Origin of the sequence: Proteus sp. PR00208 (genome assembly GCF_016238545.1) — a bacterium.
Taxonomy (GTDB): Bacteria; Pseudomonadota; Gammaproteobacteria; order Enterobacterales; family Enterobacteriaceae; genus Proteus.
Genome location: NZ_JAEHQE010000031.1, coordinates 1 through 20,271, shown reverse-complemented (window position 1 = coordinate 20,271; position 20,271 = coordinate 1). Strand labels below are relative to the sequence as shown.

General features: G+C 37.3%; 21 protein-coding genes and 2 tRNA genes. 4 read left to right on the top strand and 19 right to left on the bottom strand.

Going from position 1 to position 20,271, the window contains the following annotated elements; translation table 11 throughout:
* Positions 1–11: 11 nt before the first annotated feature.
* Both JEP36_RS17815 and JEP36_RS17810 read right to left on the bottom strand, forming a co-directional pair.
* The gene (locus JEP36_RS17815; protein ID WP_311748648.1) at positions 12–938 is read right to left on the bottom strand and encodes a ShlB/FhaC/HecB family hemolysin secretion/activation protein; all 927 of its coding nucleotides are present in this window, start codon (positions 936–938) and stop codon (positions 12–14) included.
* A gap of 14 nt (positions 939–952) precedes the next feature.
* Positions 953–1,570 (bottom strand): POTRA domain-containing protein, encoded by a 618-nt coding sequence (locus JEP36_RS17810; RefSeq protein WP_232805475.1) that lies wholly within the window; start codon positions 1,568–1,570, stop codon positions 953–955.
* A 184-nt stretch (positions 1,571–1,754) separates the two neighbouring features.
* Here JEP36_RS17810 and modF point away from each other — a divergent pair, with 184 nt between their 5' ends.
* Positions 1,755–3,221, top strand: a complete 1,467-nt coding sequence (gene modF / locus JEP36_RS16675; protein WP_198630507.1) for a molybdate ABC transporter ATP-binding protein ModF — start codon at positions 1,755–1,757, stop codon at positions 3,219–3,221.
* 389 nt (positions 3,222–3,610) lie between these two features.
* Positions 3,611–4,363, top strand: coding sequence for a 2,3-diphosphoglycerate-dependent phosphoglycerate mutase (gpmA, locus tag JEP36_RS16670; RefSeq protein WP_099075932.1), 753 nt, complete (start codon positions 3,611–3,613; stop codon positions 4,361–4,363).
* Between the two features lie 67 nt (positions 4,364–4,430).
* Here gpmA and aroG read toward each other — a convergent pair whose 3' ends face one another.
* Together aroG and pnuC are read right to left on the bottom strand one after the other, a co-directional pair.
* Positions 4,431–5,489, bottom strand: a complete 1,059-nt coding sequence (gene aroG, locus JEP36_RS16665; RefSeq protein WP_198630506.1) for a 3-deoxy-7-phosphoheptulonate synthase AroG — start codon at positions 5,487–5,489, stop codon at positions 4,431–4,433.
* 243 nt (positions 5,490–5,732) lie between these two features.
* A complete protein-coding gene (pnuC, locus tag JEP36_RS16660; RefSeq protein WP_269812636.1) occupies positions 5,733–6,461 on the bottom strand; it encodes a nicotinamide riboside transporter PnuC in 729 nt (242 codons plus the stop codon).
* 251 nt (positions 6,462–6,712) lie between these two features.
* On the opposite strand from pnuC, the gene JEP36_RS16655 reads away from it, so the two are divergent.
* Positions 6,713–7,597: an aminoglycoside 6-adenylyltransferase gene (locus tag JEP36_RS16655; protein WP_198620418.1), complete on the top strand. Its 885-nt coding sequence runs from the start codon at positions 6,713–6,715 to the stop codon at positions 7,595–7,597.
* Positions 7,598–7,765: 168 nt separating this feature from the next.
* On the opposite strand, the gene JEP36_RS16650 is transcribed toward JEP36_RS16655, so the two are convergent.
* From JEP36_RS16650 to JEP36_RS16600, 11 genes are all read right to left on the bottom strand, one after another.
* Positions 7,766–7,841 (bottom strand) — tRNA-Lys (locus JEP36_RS16650).
* Positions 7,842–7,872: 31 nt separating this feature from the next.
* Positions 7,873–7,948 (bottom strand) — tRNA-Lys (locus tag JEP36_RS16645).
* Positions 7,949–8,102: 154 nt separating this feature from the next.
* Positions 8,103–8,870: a tol-pal system protein YbgF gene (gene ybgF, locus JEP36_RS16640; protein ID WP_100159460.1), complete on the bottom strand. Its 768-nt coding sequence runs from the start codon at positions 8,868–8,870 to the stop codon at positions 8,103–8,105.
* 9 nt (positions 8,871–8,879) lie between these two features.
* Entirely contained in the window at positions 8,880–9,374 is a 495-nt protein-coding gene (gene pal / locus JEP36_RS16635; RefSeq protein WP_100159459.1) for a peptidoglycan-associated lipoprotein Pal, read from the bottom strand.
* A 45-nt stretch (positions 9,375–9,419) separates the two neighbouring features.
* Entirely contained in the window at positions 9,420–10,715 is a 1,296-nt protein-coding gene (gene tolB, locus JEP36_RS16630) for a Tol-Pal system beta propeller repeat protein TolB (protein WP_109373960.1), read from the bottom strand.
* Between the two features lie 142 nt (positions 10,716–10,857).
* Complete coding sequence (tolA, locus tag JEP36_RS16625; RefSeq protein ID WP_198620417.1) at positions 10,858–11,925, bottom strand: cell envelope integrity protein TolA; 1,068 nt, start codon at positions 11,923–11,925, stop codon at positions 10,858–10,860.
* Positions 11,926–11,953: 28 nt separating this feature from the next.
* On the bottom strand, positions 11,954–12,379 hold the full coding sequence (tolR, locus tag JEP36_RS16620; protein WP_109373958.1) for a colicin uptake protein TolR: 426 nt from the start codon (positions 12,377–12,379) through the stop codon (positions 11,954–11,956).
* 22 nt (positions 12,380–12,401) lie between these two features.
* Positions 12,402–13,088 (bottom strand): Tol-Pal system protein TolQ, encoded by a 687-nt coding sequence (tolQ, locus tag JEP36_RS16615; protein ID WP_198620416.1) that lies wholly within the window; start codon positions 13,086–13,088, stop codon positions 12,402–12,404.
* Positions 13,088–13,483 carry a tol-pal system-associated acyl-CoA thioesterase gene (gene ybgC, locus JEP36_RS16610; RefSeq protein WP_109373956.1) on the bottom strand — a complete coding sequence of 132 codons (396 nt, stop codon included), beginning with the start codon at positions 13,481–13,483 and terminating at the stop codon, positions 13,088–13,090. Before ybgC ends, tolQ begins: the two co-directional genes overlap by 1 nt.
* 310 nt (positions 13,484–13,793) lie before the next feature.
* Positions 13,794–14,201 carry a DUF4440 domain-containing protein gene (locus JEP36_RS16605; protein WP_198630505.1) on the bottom strand — a complete coding sequence of 136 codons (408 nt, stop codon included), beginning with the start codon at positions 14,199–14,201 and terminating at the stop codon, positions 13,794–13,796.
* Positions 14,191–15,561 carry an MFS transporter gene (locus JEP36_RS16600; RefSeq protein ID WP_198630504.1) on the bottom strand — a complete coding sequence of 457 codons (1,371 nt, stop codon included), beginning with the start codon at positions 15,559–15,561 and terminating at the stop codon, positions 14,191–14,193. Before JEP36_RS16600 ends, JEP36_RS16605 begins: the two co-directional genes overlap by 11 nt.
* An 89-nt stretch (positions 15,562–15,650) precedes the next feature.
* Between JEP36_RS16600 and JEP36_RS16595 the strand changes: the two genes are divergently transcribed.
* On the top strand, positions 15,651–16,538 hold the full coding sequence (locus JEP36_RS16595; protein ID WP_198630503.1) for a LysR family transcriptional regulator: 888 nt from the start codon (positions 15,651–15,653) through the stop codon (positions 16,536–16,538).
* 91 nt (positions 16,539–16,629) lie between these two features.
* Here the strand turns inward: JEP36_RS16595 and ybgE are convergent, their stop codons facing one another.
* Genes ybgE through cydA form a run of 4 tightly spaced genes read right to left on the bottom strand, consistent with a single transcriptional unit; the run spans position 16,630 to position 19,780 of the window.
* Complete coding sequence (ybgE, locus tag JEP36_RS16590; protein WP_198630502.1) at positions 16,630–16,914, bottom strand: cyd operon protein YbgE; 285 nt, start codon at positions 16,912–16,914, stop codon at positions 16,630–16,632.
* A complete protein-coding gene (cydX, locus tag JEP36_RS16585; RefSeq protein ID WP_099075922.1) occupies positions 16,914–17,027 on the bottom strand; it encodes a cytochrome bd-I oxidase subunit CydX in 114 nt (37 codons plus the stop codon). The genes ybgE and cydX overlap by 1 nt, the downstream gene beginning before the upstream one ends.
* Positions 17,028–17,039: 12 nt before the next feature.
* Positions 17,040–18,197 carry a cytochrome d ubiquinol oxidase subunit II gene (gene cydB, locus JEP36_RS16580; RefSeq protein ID WP_088493410.1) on the bottom strand — a complete coding sequence of 386 codons (1,158 nt, stop codon included), beginning with the start codon at positions 18,195–18,197 and terminating at the stop codon, positions 17,040–17,042.
* Positions 18,198–18,211: 14 nt separating this feature from the next.
* Positions 18,212–19,780 carry a cytochrome ubiquinol oxidase subunit I gene (cydA, locus tag JEP36_RS16575; protein ID WP_109373951.1) on the bottom strand — a complete coding sequence of 523 codons (1,569 nt, stop codon included), beginning with the start codon at positions 19,778–19,780 and terminating at the stop codon, positions 18,212–18,214.
* Positions 19,781–20,271: the final 491 nt, after the last annotated feature.

Here is a 20,271-nt window from a genome sequence, read left to right as displayed (position 1 = left end):
AACTCCAAATTTTAAATAGCCAAAGAAATAGACCAAAATAATGACCAGTGTTCTGGTTTTAGTGATTTTGGGTAAATTAACGGTTTATTCATTAATATCTGAGAAAATAAAATGGAATGATAAAAAGAAACACCTATTGCGCTTCCTATTATTTTATTCTTCTTTGTTTCATATTTATCTGAATAAGCAACACCATAATCAAGTGCAAAAATAAAATTAACATCACCTAAAAAATAATTTATCTGTGGTGTGTTTATTTCATTACGCCAATAAAAACCATTATTTGCATTCAGGTTTGTTTCTTTATATCCACGGACTGCTTTTATTCCATCAATTGTTACTCGTTCTATACTATAAAGATTATCTGGCGTATATTGCCCATAAAATGACGTAATATAAGAAAATTTGTTAAGAAATAAATGTTGATAGCTTAAATTTATGCTTAGTTTTCGGTAATGACTACGAGGTGAGTTTTCAGCAATATAATCAGGTGATGCACCAAAAAAAGAAAGCCCCATTTCTACCATTGGATTAATCGTTAAATATCCTCGTTTGAGAGTTAAACTATATTGAGGACTAAATGATAAAGAGGTTAATGTGGGGCTATTTATTTGTAGTTTCTGTTGTGCTAATTGTGTCCTTACTTTTTTATTTTTCAGCGAACTCTTTAATATTATTCGCTGCTTATTATCACGATAGACTAAACGACTAATATCAAATTGCTGATCTCTATTTTTGTTTTTATAAGCGTGTTGAACATTATGACTGAGGAAAGGATAAGAGGATTGACTATGAGATAATTGATACTGATAAAACCAGTACCCATAAGGAATATTTACACTTGCAGAATAAGCGCGAGAATAGTGCGAACGAGATAAATCTGTATTTGTACTCAGTGAGAAACTCCATTGTTCGCCTAATCCAAATAACGAATCTATTGTTGTGGTATTGGCTAATAGAGTTTTACCGTTGTTTTAGTACCTGAATTATCAAAGGTTAATTGATTTTTAAAAGGCAATTTTTTGTTGTTTTGAACAATAAAAATAGAAGAATCTCCCACACTATCGCTAGGTTTAATATCCAATGTATATTGTGCCGTTGTTAATCGATTAAGCTGTTCAAGCCCATGCTCTAAATCACGTAAATTAAGTCTTTTTTCTTTGTACGATGGAAAGATAATATTGACTAATCGAGAAGAAATATTATCAATAAAAATATCTTTTATTTTTCCCTCTATCACTTTAATTGTAAGTTTACTATTAGTGAGATCTTGATGAGAAATAAATACTTGTGAAGTGATATAACCTTTTTTAATATATTCATTTATTATAACACTAACAATACTCTGTATATCATTTACTGTTAAACATCGATGTAGATATTTTGATGTTAGTTTATTCTGCTTTTTGCCACTTAATAACTCAGCATTTTCTATTTTTATTTCATTAATCAAAAAACAATTATTTTTATCAACACCATTATTATTAATATTGGGAAAACTCATTTTACTTACTAATATTAGCAATAGAAATAATAATAGTTTAATCTTTTTATTTTTAAACTTATGCATATAAAAATCATCCTTGAGTTATTTTTTATATGATTGCATAAAATTTCTGACTAAATAGTTATCATTTTTTAAAAGACACTTAAGCTTTTTTTGCCTAAGAATAATTCAGCAAATATTGACAATTATTAGTTAACCCGATATTGGTAAGTACTCTACTTGCTCTAAAAAGCGACGGATAAAAATAATGAAATACTTGCAACTCAAAAAAACACAATTTCGATTAAGCGATACACTCTGTTCGCAAATTAATGATTTAACAATTAATGAAGGTGATAGTTGGGCATTTGTAGGCAGTAATGGAAGTGGGAAAAGCGCATTAGCAAACGCATTATGTCAAGAAAGTGTCTTGCTATCAGGTGAGTTCATTAATACCTTTACTCGTCCGATAAGCCTCTCTTTTGAAAAATTACAAAAAATAATCGAAGAAGAGTGGCGTCGCAATAACACAGATTTACTTAGTGAAGGTGAAGACGACACAGGTTTAACGGTTGCTCAAGTTATCCAAATGCAGGTAAAAGATAATGATAAGTGTCTTTTATTAGCAAAACAATTTGGTGTTGAATACTTATTATCAAGACGTTTTAAATATCTTTCTACTGGTGAATCTCGCAAAATACTGCTTATTCAACTGTTAATGAATGAACCTGATCTATTAATCTTAGATGAGCCTTTTGATGGTCTAGATATTGATTCTCGTCGTGCACTAAATGAATTACTCATACTATTACATCAACAAAATCTGACGATTGTACTCATTTTAAATCGTTTTAATGATATTCCTGATTTTATTCAACATGCAGGTTTACTTATTCATTGCGAATTAGTGGCTAAAGGTGAAAAGGAGTCGATTTTATCTGATTCAGTGATCGCACAATTATCTCACAGTGAAACACTTAAAAGCTTCACATTACCTGAACAAGACTCGCCAGATGCAATCCCACAATTATCTCCCACACTTTCCCCAATCATTTTAAAAAATGGTGTAGTGAGTTATAACGACAAACCTGTACTTTATCATTTAACTTGGGAAGTAAAACCGCAACAACATTGGCAAATCTTAGGCCCTAATGGCGCAGGCAAATCGACATTGCTAAGTTTGATTACAGGCGATCACCCTCAAGGTTACAGTAATGACTTAACGTTATTTGGCCGTAAAAGAGGAAGTGGTGAAACAGTATGGGAAATTAAACGCCATATCGGTTATGTCAGTAATGCCTTACACCAGAGCTATCGTGTCTCTTCAAGTGTAAAAAATGTCATTATTTCAGGATTTCACGACTCAATTGGTATTTATCAGGCTATTACAGATAAACAGCTTAAACTCGCTGATGAATGGTTAGCATTGATTGGTTTAACAGCCCATGCCAATAATCCATTTCATGCCTTATCATGGGGACAACAACGTTTAGTATTAATTGTTAGAGCGTTAGTTAAGCACCCTACTTTGCTTATTCTAGATGAACCACTGCAAGGATTAGACACAACGAATCGACTCTTAGTACAGCGTTTTATTGATATCATGATAAGCCATAGTAATACACAGCTTTTATTTGTGAGTCACCATCAGGAAGACGCACCATTATGTATTACTCATCGATTGACTTTTATTAAAGACGGCGAAATTTATCGCTATCAGCAAGAAATTTGTTAAATATGGATTTTTACTGTCATAATCAGGGCAATGATTTTAGAAATTAACGCTAAAATTAGGTCTGAATTTTTTATTTAAATCGACATTTTTTGCATATTATTTGAACAATAATAAATAAAAAATGTGTCGGTTTTATGGACGCAATCTTCGTCTATTTTTTATACAAAACGGATATTTTGTTTTTTTACGCCGATCCCGCTAGATTAATAGCTTGAACGATTAAGCAAAAGGTGTGACAACTGTGCAATAATTCATCGAACAAACGACATTTTTGACTTAATCCCCCTTGTTTTGTCACTTATGTTTGGCGTTCTTGTCGATGATCCATATAATGATTGAAGTGCTAATTTTAAACTTATATTAAGAAAGTAATTATAGGAGTCTAAACTATGGCAGTAACTAAGCTTGTGCTAGTTCGACACGGTGAAAGTGTATGGAACAAAGAAAACCGTTTTACAGGCTGGACTGACGTTGAGTTGTCCGAAAAAGGCCGTAATGAAGCGCAAGAAGCAGGTAAACTGCTGAAAGCTGAAGGTTTTGCTTTTGACTATGCATATACTTCTGTTCTGAAACGCGCAATTCACACCCTGTGGAACATTCTTGATCAAGTTGATCAACAATGGCTGCCAGTTGAAAAAAGCTGGAAATTAAACGAACGTCATTACGGCGCTCTGCAAGGCTTAAACAAAGCTGAAACCGCTGAAAAATACGGTGACGAGCAAGTTAAACAATGGCGTCGTGGTTTTGCTATCACTCCACCAGAATTAACTAAAGATGATGAACGTTTCCCAGGTAAAGATCCACGTTATGCATCTTTAACTGCGGCAGAACTGCCATTAACTGAAAGCCTAGCATTAACTATCGACCGTGTAACACCATACTGGGAAGAAGTTATCAAACCGCGTGTTGCTTCTGGTGAGAAAGTTATCATCGCAGCTCACGGTAACTCACTGCGTGCTCTGGTTAAATACCTAGACAACATGAGCGAAGATGAAATTCTTGAGCTGAATATCCCAACAGCTGTACCTTTAGTTTACGAATTTGATGAAAACATGAAACCAATCAAACGTTACTACTTAGGTAATGCTGACGAAATCGCAGCAAAAGCAGCCGCTGTTGCTAACCAAGGTAAAGCAAAATAATTTTATTTTGAGTTACATAAAAAAATGCCACGTAAAAGTGGCATTTTTTATACTCTAAATTTAATTATTACACTTTATTACGACGAGCCACAACCGCATCTGCTAATTGGCGTAATAGCGTTTCGGTGTCATCCCAACCAATACATGCATCCGTGATGCTTTTGCCATAAACTAAAGGCTCACCGCTTTCTAATGATTGGCTACCTTCCACTAAATGACTTTCGATCATAACACCAATTAATGCTTTTTCACCCGCGCTAATTTGTTGGCAAATATCAGCACCAACTTCCATTTGTTTCTCAAATTTCTTGCAACTATTTGCGTGACTGAAATCTACCATGACGTTTTGTGGTAAACCGGCTTTTTTAAGCCCTTCTTTTACAGCGGCAACATGTTCAGCACTGTAATTCGGCTCTTTGCCACCACGTAAAATAATATGGCAATCACCATTACCTGCTGTGCGCACAATGGCAGAATGTCCCCATTTGGTTACAGAAAGAAAACAGTGTGGCGATCCCGCAGCATTAATCGCATCAATCGCCACTTTAATGGTGCCATCTGTACCATTTTTAAAACCAACAGGGCAAGATAAGCCAGATGAAAGCTCACGATGAACTTGTGATTCTGTAGTACGAGCGCCAATTGCGCCCCAACTCATTAAATCAGCAACGTATTGCGGCGTTATCATATCTAAGAACTCGCCAGCCGTTGGCAAGCCACTATCATTAATCGTTAATAAAAGATTACGAGCAATGCGTAAGCCTTCATTAATATCAAAAGTATGATCCATATGAGGATCATTAATTAAGCCTTTCCAACCTACAGTTGTGCGCGGTTTTTCAAAATAAACACGCATTACAATTTCAAGTTTGTCTTTAAGCTCTTCTCTAATAAGACTTAAACGTTGTGCATACTCCAGCGCAGCTTTCGGATCATGAATAGAACAAGGTCCAATTACTACTAATAGACGATCATCTTTTCCAGCTAGGATTTGATGAATAGCTTCACGGGCATGACGAACTGTAAAAGCCGCATTATCAGTCGCTGGAAACTTTTCCAATAAAGCCACTGGCGGTAAGAGTTCATTAATTTGTGTTATTTTAAGGTCATCATTTTGATAATTCATTCCCGTGTATCCACTCTATGTTATCTAGTCAATGTTATTATTGCTTTTCCAATCTAACCATTCGTTTTCTATCTGTAAACACCCTTTCAATCTAAAGCACCTATAGTCACCTTTCTAAAAATTTCAACATAAATGGAAATAGCGCATTTAAGCAAAATAATGATTCAAAATTGCGTTAATAATAAGAATAAAAACAATGAATAGTAAGGCTGGAGAGAAAGATAACTCTACCAGCCTTTTTTATTAGGAGAGATAATTATTTCTGCTAGAGCGTTTTGCTGTTTTGATCCACAAGCGAGAACCATTAATCGCGATAGCCAGTAAGATGATATATTCAACAGACATTGCATAAACACCTTGTTTGTAGAATATAACAATACTAATCACGTTAATAACAGACCAAACTAGCCAATTTTCAACTAGTTTTCGTGTCATTAAGATCATCGCGACAATAGAAAGCACTGTCATTGCTGAGTCCCAGAATGGGTATGCATCAGGTTCAAGAACTGGCGTAGCTAAATTTGCACCAAAGACATTTAATATATCAACAGCAACAACGGCTAAATAGCCAAATACAGTATCAATATTGAAAGTAAGAGCGGCAATGGCAGCTATTGAAACAACAATTAAAAAGAGACGATGACTTGATTTTAACCAACGTATTCTTAACTCCGCTTGCTCAAAGTCATTCACTCTGCTCCATGCATACCATCCATAAATATTGGCTGCGAAGAAGAAAATTTGAAGTAATAAGCTTGCATACAGCTGAATTTGGAAAAATATAATGGCAAATAAGGTGACATTAATCAGTCCAAATAAATAGTTAATAATTTTTTCCTGACTGGCAAGCCAAATACACAATAGTCCAGCAATAGTACCGACAGCTTCAATCCATGAAAGTGGATATCCTCCCTCTCCTAACGGAATATTGACTAAAAGATTATTGATACTAAACCAACTCATGACATCCATTTTACAACCCCGACTTAATCATAGAAAAAAACAAAGAAAATATGGGTTATTGCGACATCTTTGCAAAGTAGTAAAGATATATTATAAATTCATATTTATAATAGTACTGTGTTTTTGATACTAAATATTATGTTGCTAGTTAATAAAAATAACAAATAAATGTTTTATATACTAAACAAATTATTCTGATTCACTTTTTAAACAATAAAAACGACAAATAACTTTATACGTTTTACTTACTAGAGAGAAATATGGAGCCAACAACACGTTTAATCGATCACATACTATCTTTTGCCCTCCTTGATCCTAGAATTGAAGCTGTAGTACTAACAGGATCATTAGGCCGCAATAAAAAGATAGACAGTTATTCTGATATTGATATAGAGCTTATCGGTCATGGTGCGACTGAGCTCGCAAAAAACCGACATTGGTTATCACAATTTGGTGATGACCTTGTTAACTTACAATTAGAGTGTGAAGATCCTAAAGGTAAGCTTTGGCCTATTTATTTACATGTTTTAGCTCAAGGTCGCAAAATGGATATCATGATGGCAGAGCCTGAACGTATTTTTAACATGAAAAGTGAAGGGCTCAGCCCAGTTTACCAGCGTGGATATCAAATCCTACTTGATAAAACAGGTTTATGTGACGGGCTTCCTGAAATTAGCGTTATAACGCCTCCTATGCTTTCAAAAGAGGAAGCTTACAGTAATGCTCAAGAATTCTGGTTTGAAGCCACACAAGTCGCTGTAGCCATTCTACGCCATGAGTTTTGGTTTGCTAATTATCGCATGAATGATATGCGTGAATGGTTGATAGCCTTACTTGAACAAGTTGCATTACAAACATCAACACAAGATGTGTGGTATCAAGGAAAAAACCTAAAAGAGTGGCTACCTAAATTTTATTCATTACGTTCATTAGAAAGTACACTTGCAATGAGTACCCCTTATGAAGCCGCCGCCGCCCTTTCTGTGATGATGGCATTTTTTCTTGATGCTTCAAAACAGCTAAATCACCCAATTGATACTGCGATAAAAACGCAAGAACTTGTCAGTAATTGGCTAATTGACAATGAATTTTTGACTGAAAATGAATACACCCAGATTACATCATCGATTGTTTGTCATTACTGATTTCAATGTGATTGTTAATTAAAGCAAGGTAGTTTTTTCAATTTTGAGAAAACTATCTTCATTGTTTAATAAAACAATGCACTGCATTATCAAAAAATAGAAAAATAGCTAAGAGTTTGTTTACTGTTCTGTTTAGGGAATGATAGATATACGGAGAAGGGATTGAAATGGTGGGTCGTGGGCGATTCGAACGCCCGACCAATTGATTAAAAGTCAACTGCTCTACCGACTGAGCTAACGACCCATTTCAATAAAAACGGATTGATGTTCGAAAATGGTGGGTCGTGGGCGATTCGAACGCCCGACCAATTGATTAAAAGTCAACTGCTCTACCGACTGAGCTAACGACCCTTTTTCGAACTCGCCACATTCTCTGTGGCAACGGCGGGTAATAATACTGATTTAATGTTTTTGTGCAATGTTTTTTTTCAAAAAAACATTCAACCGCTGAAAAAACAATCATTTAACCCCGAAAATGCAACATTTTACATTACGGGGTCAATAATTAGAGTGTTCCTAGCTGCTTTTGCGCTAATTTAGCGCCAGCGCTATTTGGATATTGCTTAATCACTTGTTGGTAAACAGCTTTAGCATTATCCTTTTGCCCTTTCTCTTGCATGATCAAACCTATTTTATAAAAGGCTTCACTTGCTTTTTGAGATTTTGGATAGTTTTTAACAACAATAGCAAATGTACTTGCAGCCTGATCCTTATTACCTTTTAGATAATACATCTGACCCAACCAAAATTGTGCATTTGATTGATAGCTAGACTTCGGATAGTTATTGATAAAGTTGTTTAATTCAACAATTGCCTTATCGTAATCTTTAGAATTCAATACGATATCAATTGCTGCATTATAATCGGCCTTCTCATCACCTTGTCCTGAATTAGTTGCCGCAGGAGGTGTTGAAGAAGCAGTATTATCAGGTTGAGTGGCTTCTGTTGATGTTGAAGCTCCGCCACCAAGGCTATCTAATTGTTGATAGATGTTGCGTTGGCGTTCAACAACTTGATTTAACTGATATTGATTTTCCTGAATTTGACCACGTAACATATCAATATCACGCTGAGAATCAGCGAGTTGTTGCTGTAATTGGGTCAAAAGCTGGCTGTGAGCATTTGAAAAACGCTCAAGTTGGGCGAGTCGTTCATCGGTCGAACCTGAACCGATATTACTGATTGGCGCTTGGGCAATAGCGGCTACAGGAGCCGCTACGCCAACCAGTAACAACAGACTCATCAAGAAAGGTCTGAAGTTACTGTTGTTCATGCCGTTCTCTTAGTAATCCAGTACTGCACGACGGTTTTTCGCATAAGCGGCTTCGTCATGACCCAGTACAGCTGGTTTTTCTTTACCGTAAGAAACGATTGACAGTTGATCAGCAGATACGCCTTTACCTTGCAGGTACATTTTCACAGCGTTTGCACGACGTTCGCCCAGAGCGATGTTGTATTCTGGAGTACCGCGTTCGTCAGCATGACCTTCTACAGTGATACGTACTGATGGATTTGAACGCAGGAATGCTGCGTGTGCATCTAACAGGTTAGCGTAGTCTGAGCTAATGTCATATTTGTCAAAACCGAAGTAAACGATGTTTTGTTGTTTCAGTTGTTCTAATTGCTGACGTGCTAATTCTTCAGCAGTAGGACCTTGTTCAACAACTGGTACATTGTTTGTATCAGTTTGATCGTCGTTTTTGTTTGAGCTACATGCTGCAACAGCAACGAGTGGTAATGCTAACATCAACCCTTTAAACACTTTGTTTAATTGCATCTCTATTTGTTCCTTTATTTGTTTGCCATACATAATTTTTATGCATCACATAAACGGTGACCAGGCAGGTGATTTAACCTGACCGTCAGTCGCCGGAAGACGCGCTTTGAAACGTCCATCTGTCGATACTAGCTGCAAAATGGTGCCTAAGCCTTGTGTAGAGCTATAAATAACCATTGTGCCATTAGGAGCGATGCTTGGCGTTTCATCCAGAAACGTATCTGTTAGATATTGTACAGAATTAGTTTCTAGATCCTGCTTAGCGATATGTTGCCTACCGCTTGCAGAACTTACCATAACTAAGAAACTACCGTCTGGGCTTACTGCTGGGTTTTGGTTTTGTCGACCTTCCCAAGTAATACGCTCTGGTGTTCCTCCGTTAATATTAACCTTATAAATTTGAGGGTTTCCACCTTGATCTGAAGTATAGACCAAAGTCTGCCCATCTGGCATCCAAGATGGCTCAGTATTATTACTTCTACCATTGGTTACCTGTGTCATATTCCCACTTGCTAAATCCATAACATACAGATTTAAGCTACCGCTTTTAGAAAGAGCAAATGCAAGTTTAGAGCCATCAGGTGAAAACGAAGGTGCACCATTATGTCTTGGGAATGATGCAATTTGGCGAATCTCACCTGTTGCTAATGTTTGTACCACTAAAGCAGATTGACCACTTTCAAAGGTTACATATGCAAGTTTAGCACCATCTGGTGACCATGCTGGTGACATTAATGGCTGTGATGAACGATAAACACGATCTTGGTTAAATCCATCATAATCTGAAACGCGCAATTCATAAGGATATGCGCCACCATTTGTCACAACAACATAAGCAATACGTGTACGGAATGCACCACGAATACCCGTCAGTTTTTCAAAAACTTCATCACTAGCGGTATGTGCAGAGTAACGTAACCATTTAGATGGAACTTTAAACTCGCTTTGAGATAAAACCGCACCTGGAGAGCCAGCAACATCAACTAACTGATAGCTCACTAAATATTGGCCATCCGCTGATGGTTGCACACGTCCTACGACAACAGAGTCAATACCTAATGCCGTCCAAAGTGCAGGTTGGACTTCAGAAGCAGTAACTGGTTGTTGAGGTATACGAGACACATCAATCGGATTAAATTTTCCGCTATTTCGTAAATCAGCCGCAATTATACCAGCAACATCTTCTGGCATTTGACCTGTGCCTTCCCATTTAAAAGGAACAACACCAATAGGGCGTGCAGTATTTACCCCTTGTGTAATTTCAATTCGAACTTCAGCGTTAGCCAGAGTGGTTACGCATAAAATCAAAAGCCCGAAAATAACATTTAATGCCTGCTTCATCATGTCTCCCTTTTATTATTGCGGTTATTACGCAATAACGCACAGAATAGTAACAAACGCTTTTCAACAACACCATACAACGCATCAATAACATTCTAAAATAGCTATAAATTAGTGTATGTTTTCCTACAATCAGACAGTTTTATGGTTTAAACTCAATTACTGATGATTTTACTTGTTCATAAACATCTTTCGGTGGCTTCGGTAGTGTAGCTGTATTCGCCGCTCTTAATGCCACTTGGCATAATGCAGGATCGCCACCTGCAATCTTCGCATTAATTAGCATCCCATCAGGTGCAATGCTAATTCTTAGCTCACAAGTTTTACCTTTGTATAATTCAGGATCAATAAACTTCTGTTCTATTGCAATTTTCAGTTGGCCTTTATAGCGATCTACACCTTCACCATTTGCGCCAGTACGATTTCCACCGCCTTGGCCTGCTGCTGATGCACCGCTTTGTTTGCTACCATCAGCCACTAAACCATCAAGTAAATTATTTACTGTTTTACTTTGCTGTTGAGCTGCCGCTTTTGCTTTGGCTTCTGCCGCTGCTTTAGCTTTCGCTTCTGCGGCAGCCTTTGCTTTAGCATCGGCTTCTGCTTTGGCTTTTGCATCCGCTTCAGCTTTGGCTTTAGCATCGGCTTCTGCTTTAGCCTTCGCTTCTTCCGCTTTTTGTTTCGCGGCTAATTCTGCTTGTTTCTTGGCTTCTGCCTCAGCTTGTTTTTTAGCATCAGCTTGTTCTTTTAAGATGCGATCGCGCTCTGCTTTCGCTTGTGCAGCCGCTTCTTCTGCAACTTTTTGTTCTTCTTTTGCTTTAGCGGCAGCTAATGCAGATTCACGTTTTTGAGCTTCTGCCGCTTCTTTCGCTTGTAAACGTTCAACTTCTAACGTTTTCAAACGTTCTTGTTCTTTCATTTGCTGCTGACGCAACTCTTCTTCTTGTTGCTCAGCACGCTCTTTTCGCTCTTGCTCGGCTTTTTGGACGTTAGCTTGTTGCGCTTTTTGCTGGTTATACTGTTGTACCACCGCATTAGGATCAACCATAATAGCATCAATAACTTGTCCATCAGATCCACCGCCACCACCTAAATCCCATTTCTGAGTTAATGACCCCCAGATAAGCAATGCGACAACGAGTAAATGCAAGGCGGTAGACAAGATAACTGAACCGCTCAATTTACTTCGGGTTGGTTTCGTCTTCTTTCCCACGCTATCATCCAAACTTATTTCAACCTAATTACATAGGCTGAGTCATTAAACCTACAGACTTAACACCTGCTTGACGTAACATGTTGAGCGCTTTAATTATCTCATCATAAGGAACATCTTTAGCACCGCCAATAAGAAAGACAACTTTCGGATTTTTTTCCAGTTGTCGTTTAGCTTCAGCCATAATCTGTTCTTGTGGTAATAATTCTAACACTTCCTGATCAACACGAATGTTGTATTGCCCAACACCTGCAACTTCAACAATTACAGGAGGGTTATCGTTACTTGAAACAGTTTGTGTCTCTGTTGCTTCAGGAAGATCAACCTCAACACTTTGCGAGATAATAGGTGCTGTTGCCATAAAAATAAGTAACAGCACTAATAATACGTCGAGCAAAGGAACAATGTTAATCTCTGATTTTACGCCTCGGCGGCTACTGCGACCCCGTGCCATCAGCTCTCTCCTTCTGCGTTAACTATTTCTTTTCTGCGGAGGTAAAAGCTTGGCGATGTAAAATCGTCAGGAACTCTTCCATAAAGTTATCGTAACTTTGTTCCAGTTTATTTACACGCTGCGTAAACCGGTTATAAGCCATAACTGCGGGGATTGCCGCAAATAAACCGATAGCTGTTGCAATCAGAGCTTCAGCAATGCCGGGGGCGACCATTTGTAATGTTGCTTGTTTAACACTACCTAATGCAATAAATGCGTGCATAATCCCCCAGACTGTACCGAACAGACCAATATATGGGCTGATAGAACCGACAGTACCAAGGAAAGGAATATTATTCTCTAAAGATTCTAATTCACGATTGAAAGAAACACGCATAGCCCTTGATGCACCATTAACAACCGCATCAGGAGCATGAACGTTTGCTTGATGCAAACGGGCAAATTCTTTAAAGCCAGAATGAAAAATTTGCTCTGAGCCAGATAATTCATCACGACGAGCTTGGCTATCTTTATATAAACGTGCCAAATCAGTACCTGACCAGAATTTATCTTCAAAATCTGCAGCTTCACGATCAGCGGCATTCAGAACTTTAGTTCGCTGAATAATAATCGCCCAAGATGCAATAGAAAATCCGATTAAAAGCAACATGATCAACTTGACTAAAAGCCCTGCTTTTAGGAAGAGATCGATAACATTCATGTCAGCCACTACTTAAACTCCGCGATAATGGACTTAGGAAGCGCTACTGGCTTCATTTTTGATGAATCTACGCAGACAACGAGCACTTCTGCGCTGCACAATACACAACCATCTTCATTAATAATTTTTTGAGAAAATGTCATCGAAGCACCACGCAATGTGGTAATTTCACTTTCTACTTGCAAAAGATTATCAAGTCGAGCTGGCGCAATATATTCTATTGATAATTTACGTACAACAAATACAACATGATTATACTCCCGTAAATCATGCTGATGAAAACCTTTTTCTCTGAGTAGTTCAGTTCTAGCGCGTTCAAAATATTTCAGATAACTGGCGTGATAAACAACACCACCAGCATCAGTATCTTCATAATAAACACGAACAGGCCAAAGAAACTGCATAGTACCTTCCTTACATTTCCCGAGTTAAGTCCATAAATAATGTAGCTATAGGTTACCTAACTATACTTAAGCGGTCGCTCTAAGGGAATCGTAGTAACGTAAAGAATAGAAAACGCAGTTTTCAGGCGCCAATCATAAACTCTTCTTTGCAACACGCAATATGCTTTGTGCTCTGAATAGAAAAAATATTTTTATTAAGACAGCATAAAAATGCTTGCTAATTAGAAATTCATAGATTGTCTAATTTAGTAGTATTATTTTTAATGACAGAAAAAAACCAGTTAAAAAACTGGTTTTCCATATAAATCAATTAATTATTTGAGATTGGGGTTTCATGAAGATAGTGCCATTGCCAACTCCCATCATGAGAATTGCGTCTTAATAACACCACAGACTCGCGCATAAGAATTTTCTTATTTTCACTATGTGTTTCTTGATATCTGACAAGCGCCAAACAATCTGATTGGTAAATTATTTTATAATTATCCGTTTTTATTTTCAGACTACTTCTTTTTCCTGCATTTTGTCTGAACATCGCAATAACGTCATCATAACTCACCGCTTTTCCGCTGATCCCAACCATTGAAAACTCTTGAGATAAAAGATTTTCTATTTTTTTAATAGCAGCAACTGGTAGTGGATATTGCGTAAAAACAGTTTCAATCTCATCATGCAAAGATTTAATGCTTTCTATAATTAAATCACTATTAGAATTCATCTTGTATTTCCTGTGTAATAACTTTTTTCTTTAGTGTAAGTAATAAAGTAAGAGGTAATATGCCTATCAAGGCGCATATTAAAAAAGTCATGCTATAAGCAGTTTGTGGTAAACAAAAAAGAGAAAAAATATTAAATAACATAGCAACCATAGTTGCCCCAACACTAAAAACAACTTGTCGGTTAATATTCCAAATAACACTTGCTTGAACTAATTTTTTTGCACTAAAGTCATACAATGCTGTGGTTTGCGCCGTGTTTGCGCCAATTCCCCCACCCACTCCGATAATTAGATATGCAATAATAAGTAATGGAATATCTGTATTGCTATTTACAAAGGTTAATAAGGAGATACCAATACTGTGTAATAGCAATGCAATAATAAATAAGCATTTCATACCTAATTTATTATAAAGTGCACCACTTATTATCATTGAAATAAAGGCACCCAGTGCATACAACAACATAAAAATCCCCGTGCCTTGAGCTGTAAATTTTAAATATTGTTGTAAATAAAAAATAGCGAGGATATTCACTCCAGTAAAAACACCTGGAATACAGTAGTAAATAAAAATAGAGAGCGATAGATTTCTATTTTTTAATAATGCTAGATTAATAACCGGCGATGAATGGCGTCGATAATGGTAATAATAAAGCACAGCAAAAATTGTTGAAAGTACGGCAATCACTAAAGCAAGTAATGTTGAGTGATATTCACCATATGCAGATAACGCAAACAATCCAGATACAATAATCAAACTAATAAGAATGATACCTTTAATATCAGGCATTACATTTCCTTTAGGTAAAGGCTCTTTTACCCAGATAAAGGCTAGAAACGCGGTTATCAATGAAAATGGAATATTGCTATAAAAAACCCAACGCCACGAAACCACATCAACAATAAATCCACCCAGTGTGGGTGATATTGCAGGTGCAATCAGCGCTATCGCCATAATAAGCGTTGATATTTTACTTCTCTCATGCCCTTGAAAATATTGAAAAGTTAATGCTTGCCCTATTGGGATTAACAGTCCACCACTCACACCTTGAATAAAGCGCCAAAAAATAAGTTCGATGAAAGAGTGAGAATATCCCACTAATGCGACCGATAAACTAAACATCAACATTGACGTTACCATCAATGCTTTAATTCCAAAACGTTGAGATAACCAGTGACTCAATGGAATAATTAATGTTAATCCCAGAATATAACTATTTGAAACCCATGTAACAGAAACAATAGAGATCTGCATATCATCGGCAATTGCAGGTAATGCAATTGCTGACATAAAAATGTTAATGCAATCTATAAAGAAGCCCAGCAGAAATATAGATGCAATTCGATAGCGGTAAGTCATAAAAATCCTCCACGCATAGAGTACGGAAGATTGACGAATTTCGTCTATCTGACAAAATAGAATTTATTGTTTAATCAGAGTAAACAATCATGCAAAATCAAATTGATCGAATTCGCTCTTTTATTGCTGTTGTTGATACGGGATCATTTACTCAAGCGGCAAAATACTTGCGTTTAAGTAAATCGATGGTGAGTATTCATATCAAAGCGTTAGAAACAGAATTAGATGTGTCATTACTCAATCGTAATACGCGGCGATTTTCACTAACTGAAACTGGTGAAATGCTTTATCAAGATTTTCGCCAAGTGTTAAATCAGTTAGAACAAACTTTAGATAAGGCGCGATTAGGACAACAAGAATTACAGGGATCGTTGAGATTAAGCTCAACGGCTGAATTTGGTGAACACTATATTTTGCCATTACTTAATCAATTTATGCAGTTGCACCCAAAGCTAAAAGTACAATATGCGTTTAATTCTTCTATTGAGGATTTAATAAACCATAAACTTGATCTTGCCATTCGTCTTGGCACATTAAAAGACAGTAATTATCGCTCTACAAAACTGGCGGATTATGAGATAAGTTTAGTTATCTCACCTTATTTGTTGCAAAAGTTCTCAATAAAAACCATTAATGACTTGAACACTATTCCTTATTTAACAAATAGTAATTTGCGCCAAAGTAAGCTTTCAGCCTCTTCAGAATTCAATACCCTTCTCTCTCAATTAGCTCAAGATGCCTGCTTCGAAACAAATACTATTGCTGCATTAAAGAAAATGGCACTAGCGCATTCAGGAATGGCTATTTTACCACATTGGTATATTCATCAAGAATTATTGGAAAATCAATTAGTAGTGCTATTTCCTGAACTATCGCTATTAACACAATCCGTTAATATTATTTTTCCTTATAGCGAATACATCCCAAGAAAAACACGTTTATTTATTGATTACTTAAAAGAGAATATTCAATTATAGAAACACGGGGACGAAAGAATTTAGCGCGGTTTTATAGAAAATAAAATACCTTATTTCTTTTTCATATTATGAGCAGAAATAAGGTATTTTTTTAGAAGAAAAAGTAACTTAACCCAACAACTAAAATAATAATTGCAGGGATTGGATGTAATAAACATTTTGCAACAACATGTTTAGGACGAAATGCTAGACCAAAAGTTGCACCAGCACACACAGACCAAATAAGAAGAATACCTTGCCAAATTGCAAATGAACTTGTGTTCGCTGCAAATCGGCTAGGATCCCACATGACACAAAATGCCATGACCAACGCCATGATTAAAACAAGAGCCCTAATAGGGCCCTTGTCTAGTAGTTGGTAGCTTTTATCCAACATTATTCTTCACTTTCTGAAGTTTTTTTAGCTTCAGCGTGTTCGAAAGCCAGTCCTGCGATCACCGCAATACTACAAGCGAAGAGTGTGCCGAGGATCCATGCAAAATACCACATTCTCTATGCTCCTTAGTAAAGAGTATGATTATTGCCTTCGATAAATTTCTTATCGAGGCGACCGTGCATTTTCCAGTAACACCAAATGGTGTAAAGGAGAACGATAGGTACAAAGATAATCGCAACAACTGTCATTACCTGAAGAGTAAACAGGCTAGAAGTTGCATCCCACATTGTTAAGCTCACATCTGGGAAAGTGCTTGAAGGCATCACAAATGGGAACATAGTCACACCACAAGTCAGGATAACACAAGCAATAGTCAGTGAAGTGAACAGGAATGCCCAACCACCTTTGTTTGCTTTAGTTGCAACAATCGCCAGTAATGGAGATAACAGACCTAATGCAGGCAGCGCCCATAATACTGGATAGTTGTTGTAGTTAGTCATCCAAGCACCCGCTTCGTGAGAAACGGTTTTCAGCAGTGGAGATGATGGACCTGCTGTATCAATAGCACTTGTAATAATAAAGCCATCAATACCATAGATTAACCACACACCTGCTAATGCGAATGCGATAAACGTAATTAATGAGGTAATATACGTTGTTTTACGAGTACGCTCATGTAACTCACCAGTAGTACGCATTTGAAGATAGCTTGCACCGTGTGCAACAATCATCATTAAGCTAACCACACCCGCTAATAAACCGTATGGGTTTAATAGGCTTAACAGGTTAATCAAGGCGTTAGTCGTACCGTTATAAGATACACGTTGCATACTATCGACTTCTAATGGAACACCTTGTAGCAGGTTACCAAAAGCGACACCGATAACTAATGGTGGAACGAAGCTACCAATAAAGATACCCCAATCCCACATGCCGCGCCATTTTGGAGATTCCAGTTTAGAGCGGTAGTCAAAACCGACTGGACGGAAGAATAATGCCGCCAGTACGAAGATCATACCGAAATAGAAACCAGAGAATGCCGCAGCATAAACCATTGGCCATGCAGCGAATAATGCACCACCCGCTGTGATTAACCATACTTGGTTACCATCCCAGTGAGGAGCAACAGAGTTAATTAAAATACGGCGTTCAGTGTCATCTTTAGCGATCACGCGTAGTAACACACCCACACCCATATCAAAACCATCAGTGACTGCAAAGCCAATCAGTAAGATACCAATCAGTAGCCACCAAACAAATCGCAATACTTCATAATCAAACATAGTGGACTCCTGTGTTACTTACTTTGTGCAGAAGATGCGTTCTTCTGTTCAAAGTGATAGCGACCCGTCTTCAGGCTACTCGGCCCAAGGCGACCAAATTTGAACATCAGGAACATTTCAGCAACTAGGAATAATGTGTACAGACCACAGATAAGACCCATAGATACAAGGATATCAGCCTGTGTCAGTGAAGAAGTTGCTACAGCCGTAGGAAGGATTTCACCAATTGCCCACGGTTGACGTCCATATTCTGCAACAAACCAACCTGCTTCAACTGCAATCCATGGTAATGGAATACTTAACAGAGCAGCACGCAGTAACCATTTATAGTTACCAATACGGTTAGACAGAACTGTCCAGAAGGAAATCGCAACAACCAGTAACATCAGGAAGCCTGCGGCAACCATGATACGGAATGACCAAAACAGTGGTGCGACATTAGGAATAGTGTCTTTTGCAGCAGATTTGATTTGCTCTTCTGTTGCATCAACAACTTTATCAGTATAACGCTTCAGTAATAAACCGTAGCCTAAGTCTTGTTTAGCGTCATTAAAGGCAGCACGAATAGCAGGATCAGTATTACCTGAACGCAATTCACTTAATAATTCGTAAGCTTTCATACCATTACGAATACGAACTTCGTGTTGACTCATCAGATCATTAAGACCTAATACTGGTGTATCGAAAGAACGCGTTGCAATAATACCCATCACATAAGGGATTTGTAATGCAAACGAGTTTTCCATTTTTTCTTGATTAGGGAATGCAATCAGATTAAATGCAGCTGGAGCGGCTTCTGTATGCCATTCACCTTCAATTGCAGCCAGTTTGGTTTTCTGTACGTCACCCATTTCGTAACCAGATTCATCACCCAGTACGATAACAGATAATACAGCTGCGATACCAAAAGTAGCAGCAACTGCGAAAGAACGTTTTGCAAAACCGATATCACGACCTTTGAGCAAGTAGTAAGAGCTGATACCCAGAACAAAGAATGCACCAGTACAGTAACCAGCAGCAACGGTGTGAACAAATTTAACTTGAGCGACAGGGTTTAAAACCAGATCAGCAAAACTCAACATTTCCATTCGCATGGTTTCAAAGTTGAAGTCTGCAGCGACAGGGTTTTGCATCCAACCATTCGCAACAAGGATCCACAGTGCAGAGAAGTTAGAACCGAAAGCAACTAACCAAGTTACCATCAAGTGCTGCTTCTTACCTAAGCGATCCCAGCCAAAGAAGAACAATCCGACGAAAGTTGATTCTAAGAAGAACGCCATTAAACCTTCGATTGCTAAAGGCGCACCGAAGATATCACCGACGTAATGAGAGAAATATGACCAGTTAGTACCAAATTGGAACTCCATGGTCAACCCAGTTGCGACACCCAGAGCAAAGTTAATACCAAATAACTTACCCCAGAACTTTGTCATATCTTTGTAAACTTGTTTACCCGACAGAACATATATCGTTTCCATGATTGCCAGCATAAACGCCATACCCAGCGTTAATGGGACAAACAGGAAGTGATACATTGCTGTTAAGGCAAACTGTAACCGTGACAGTTCGACAATATCAAACATCTTGACTCCTTGCTCCTAGCAGGAAGACACCGACTTGCGGCAACCCGACTTTATTAAATTATAAAGCCTCATAACTACCAGCAATAAATGCCTCTAAAAACAACAACGAATATTAAAGACCAAAAACACAATACCTTACAAATAGTACGCTTATATTTACATATAATAAATATATTTTGCGTGACCCAGATTTGAATTCTGAGCTTAGGTCAACAATACGACTTTTAGGTTTGTAACAGCATATTTGATCGTGTGCCAATTTAAGCATATTCAGAAATTTTTGCCACAATTAATAACTTGACCCACATCAAAAAAACACTTTAATGTTAACTAGTTGCGAATAAATTATCCAATAGTTACCATTGTGTTAATGCAATGTTGTTTTTATTTTTAAGTGTAATTTACCTCCTTATATTTTCCATAAAAAAATTAACTTTTTATTTTCATAAAAGACTTAAAAATAAACACTTTTAATTGTGTTTTATTAATTT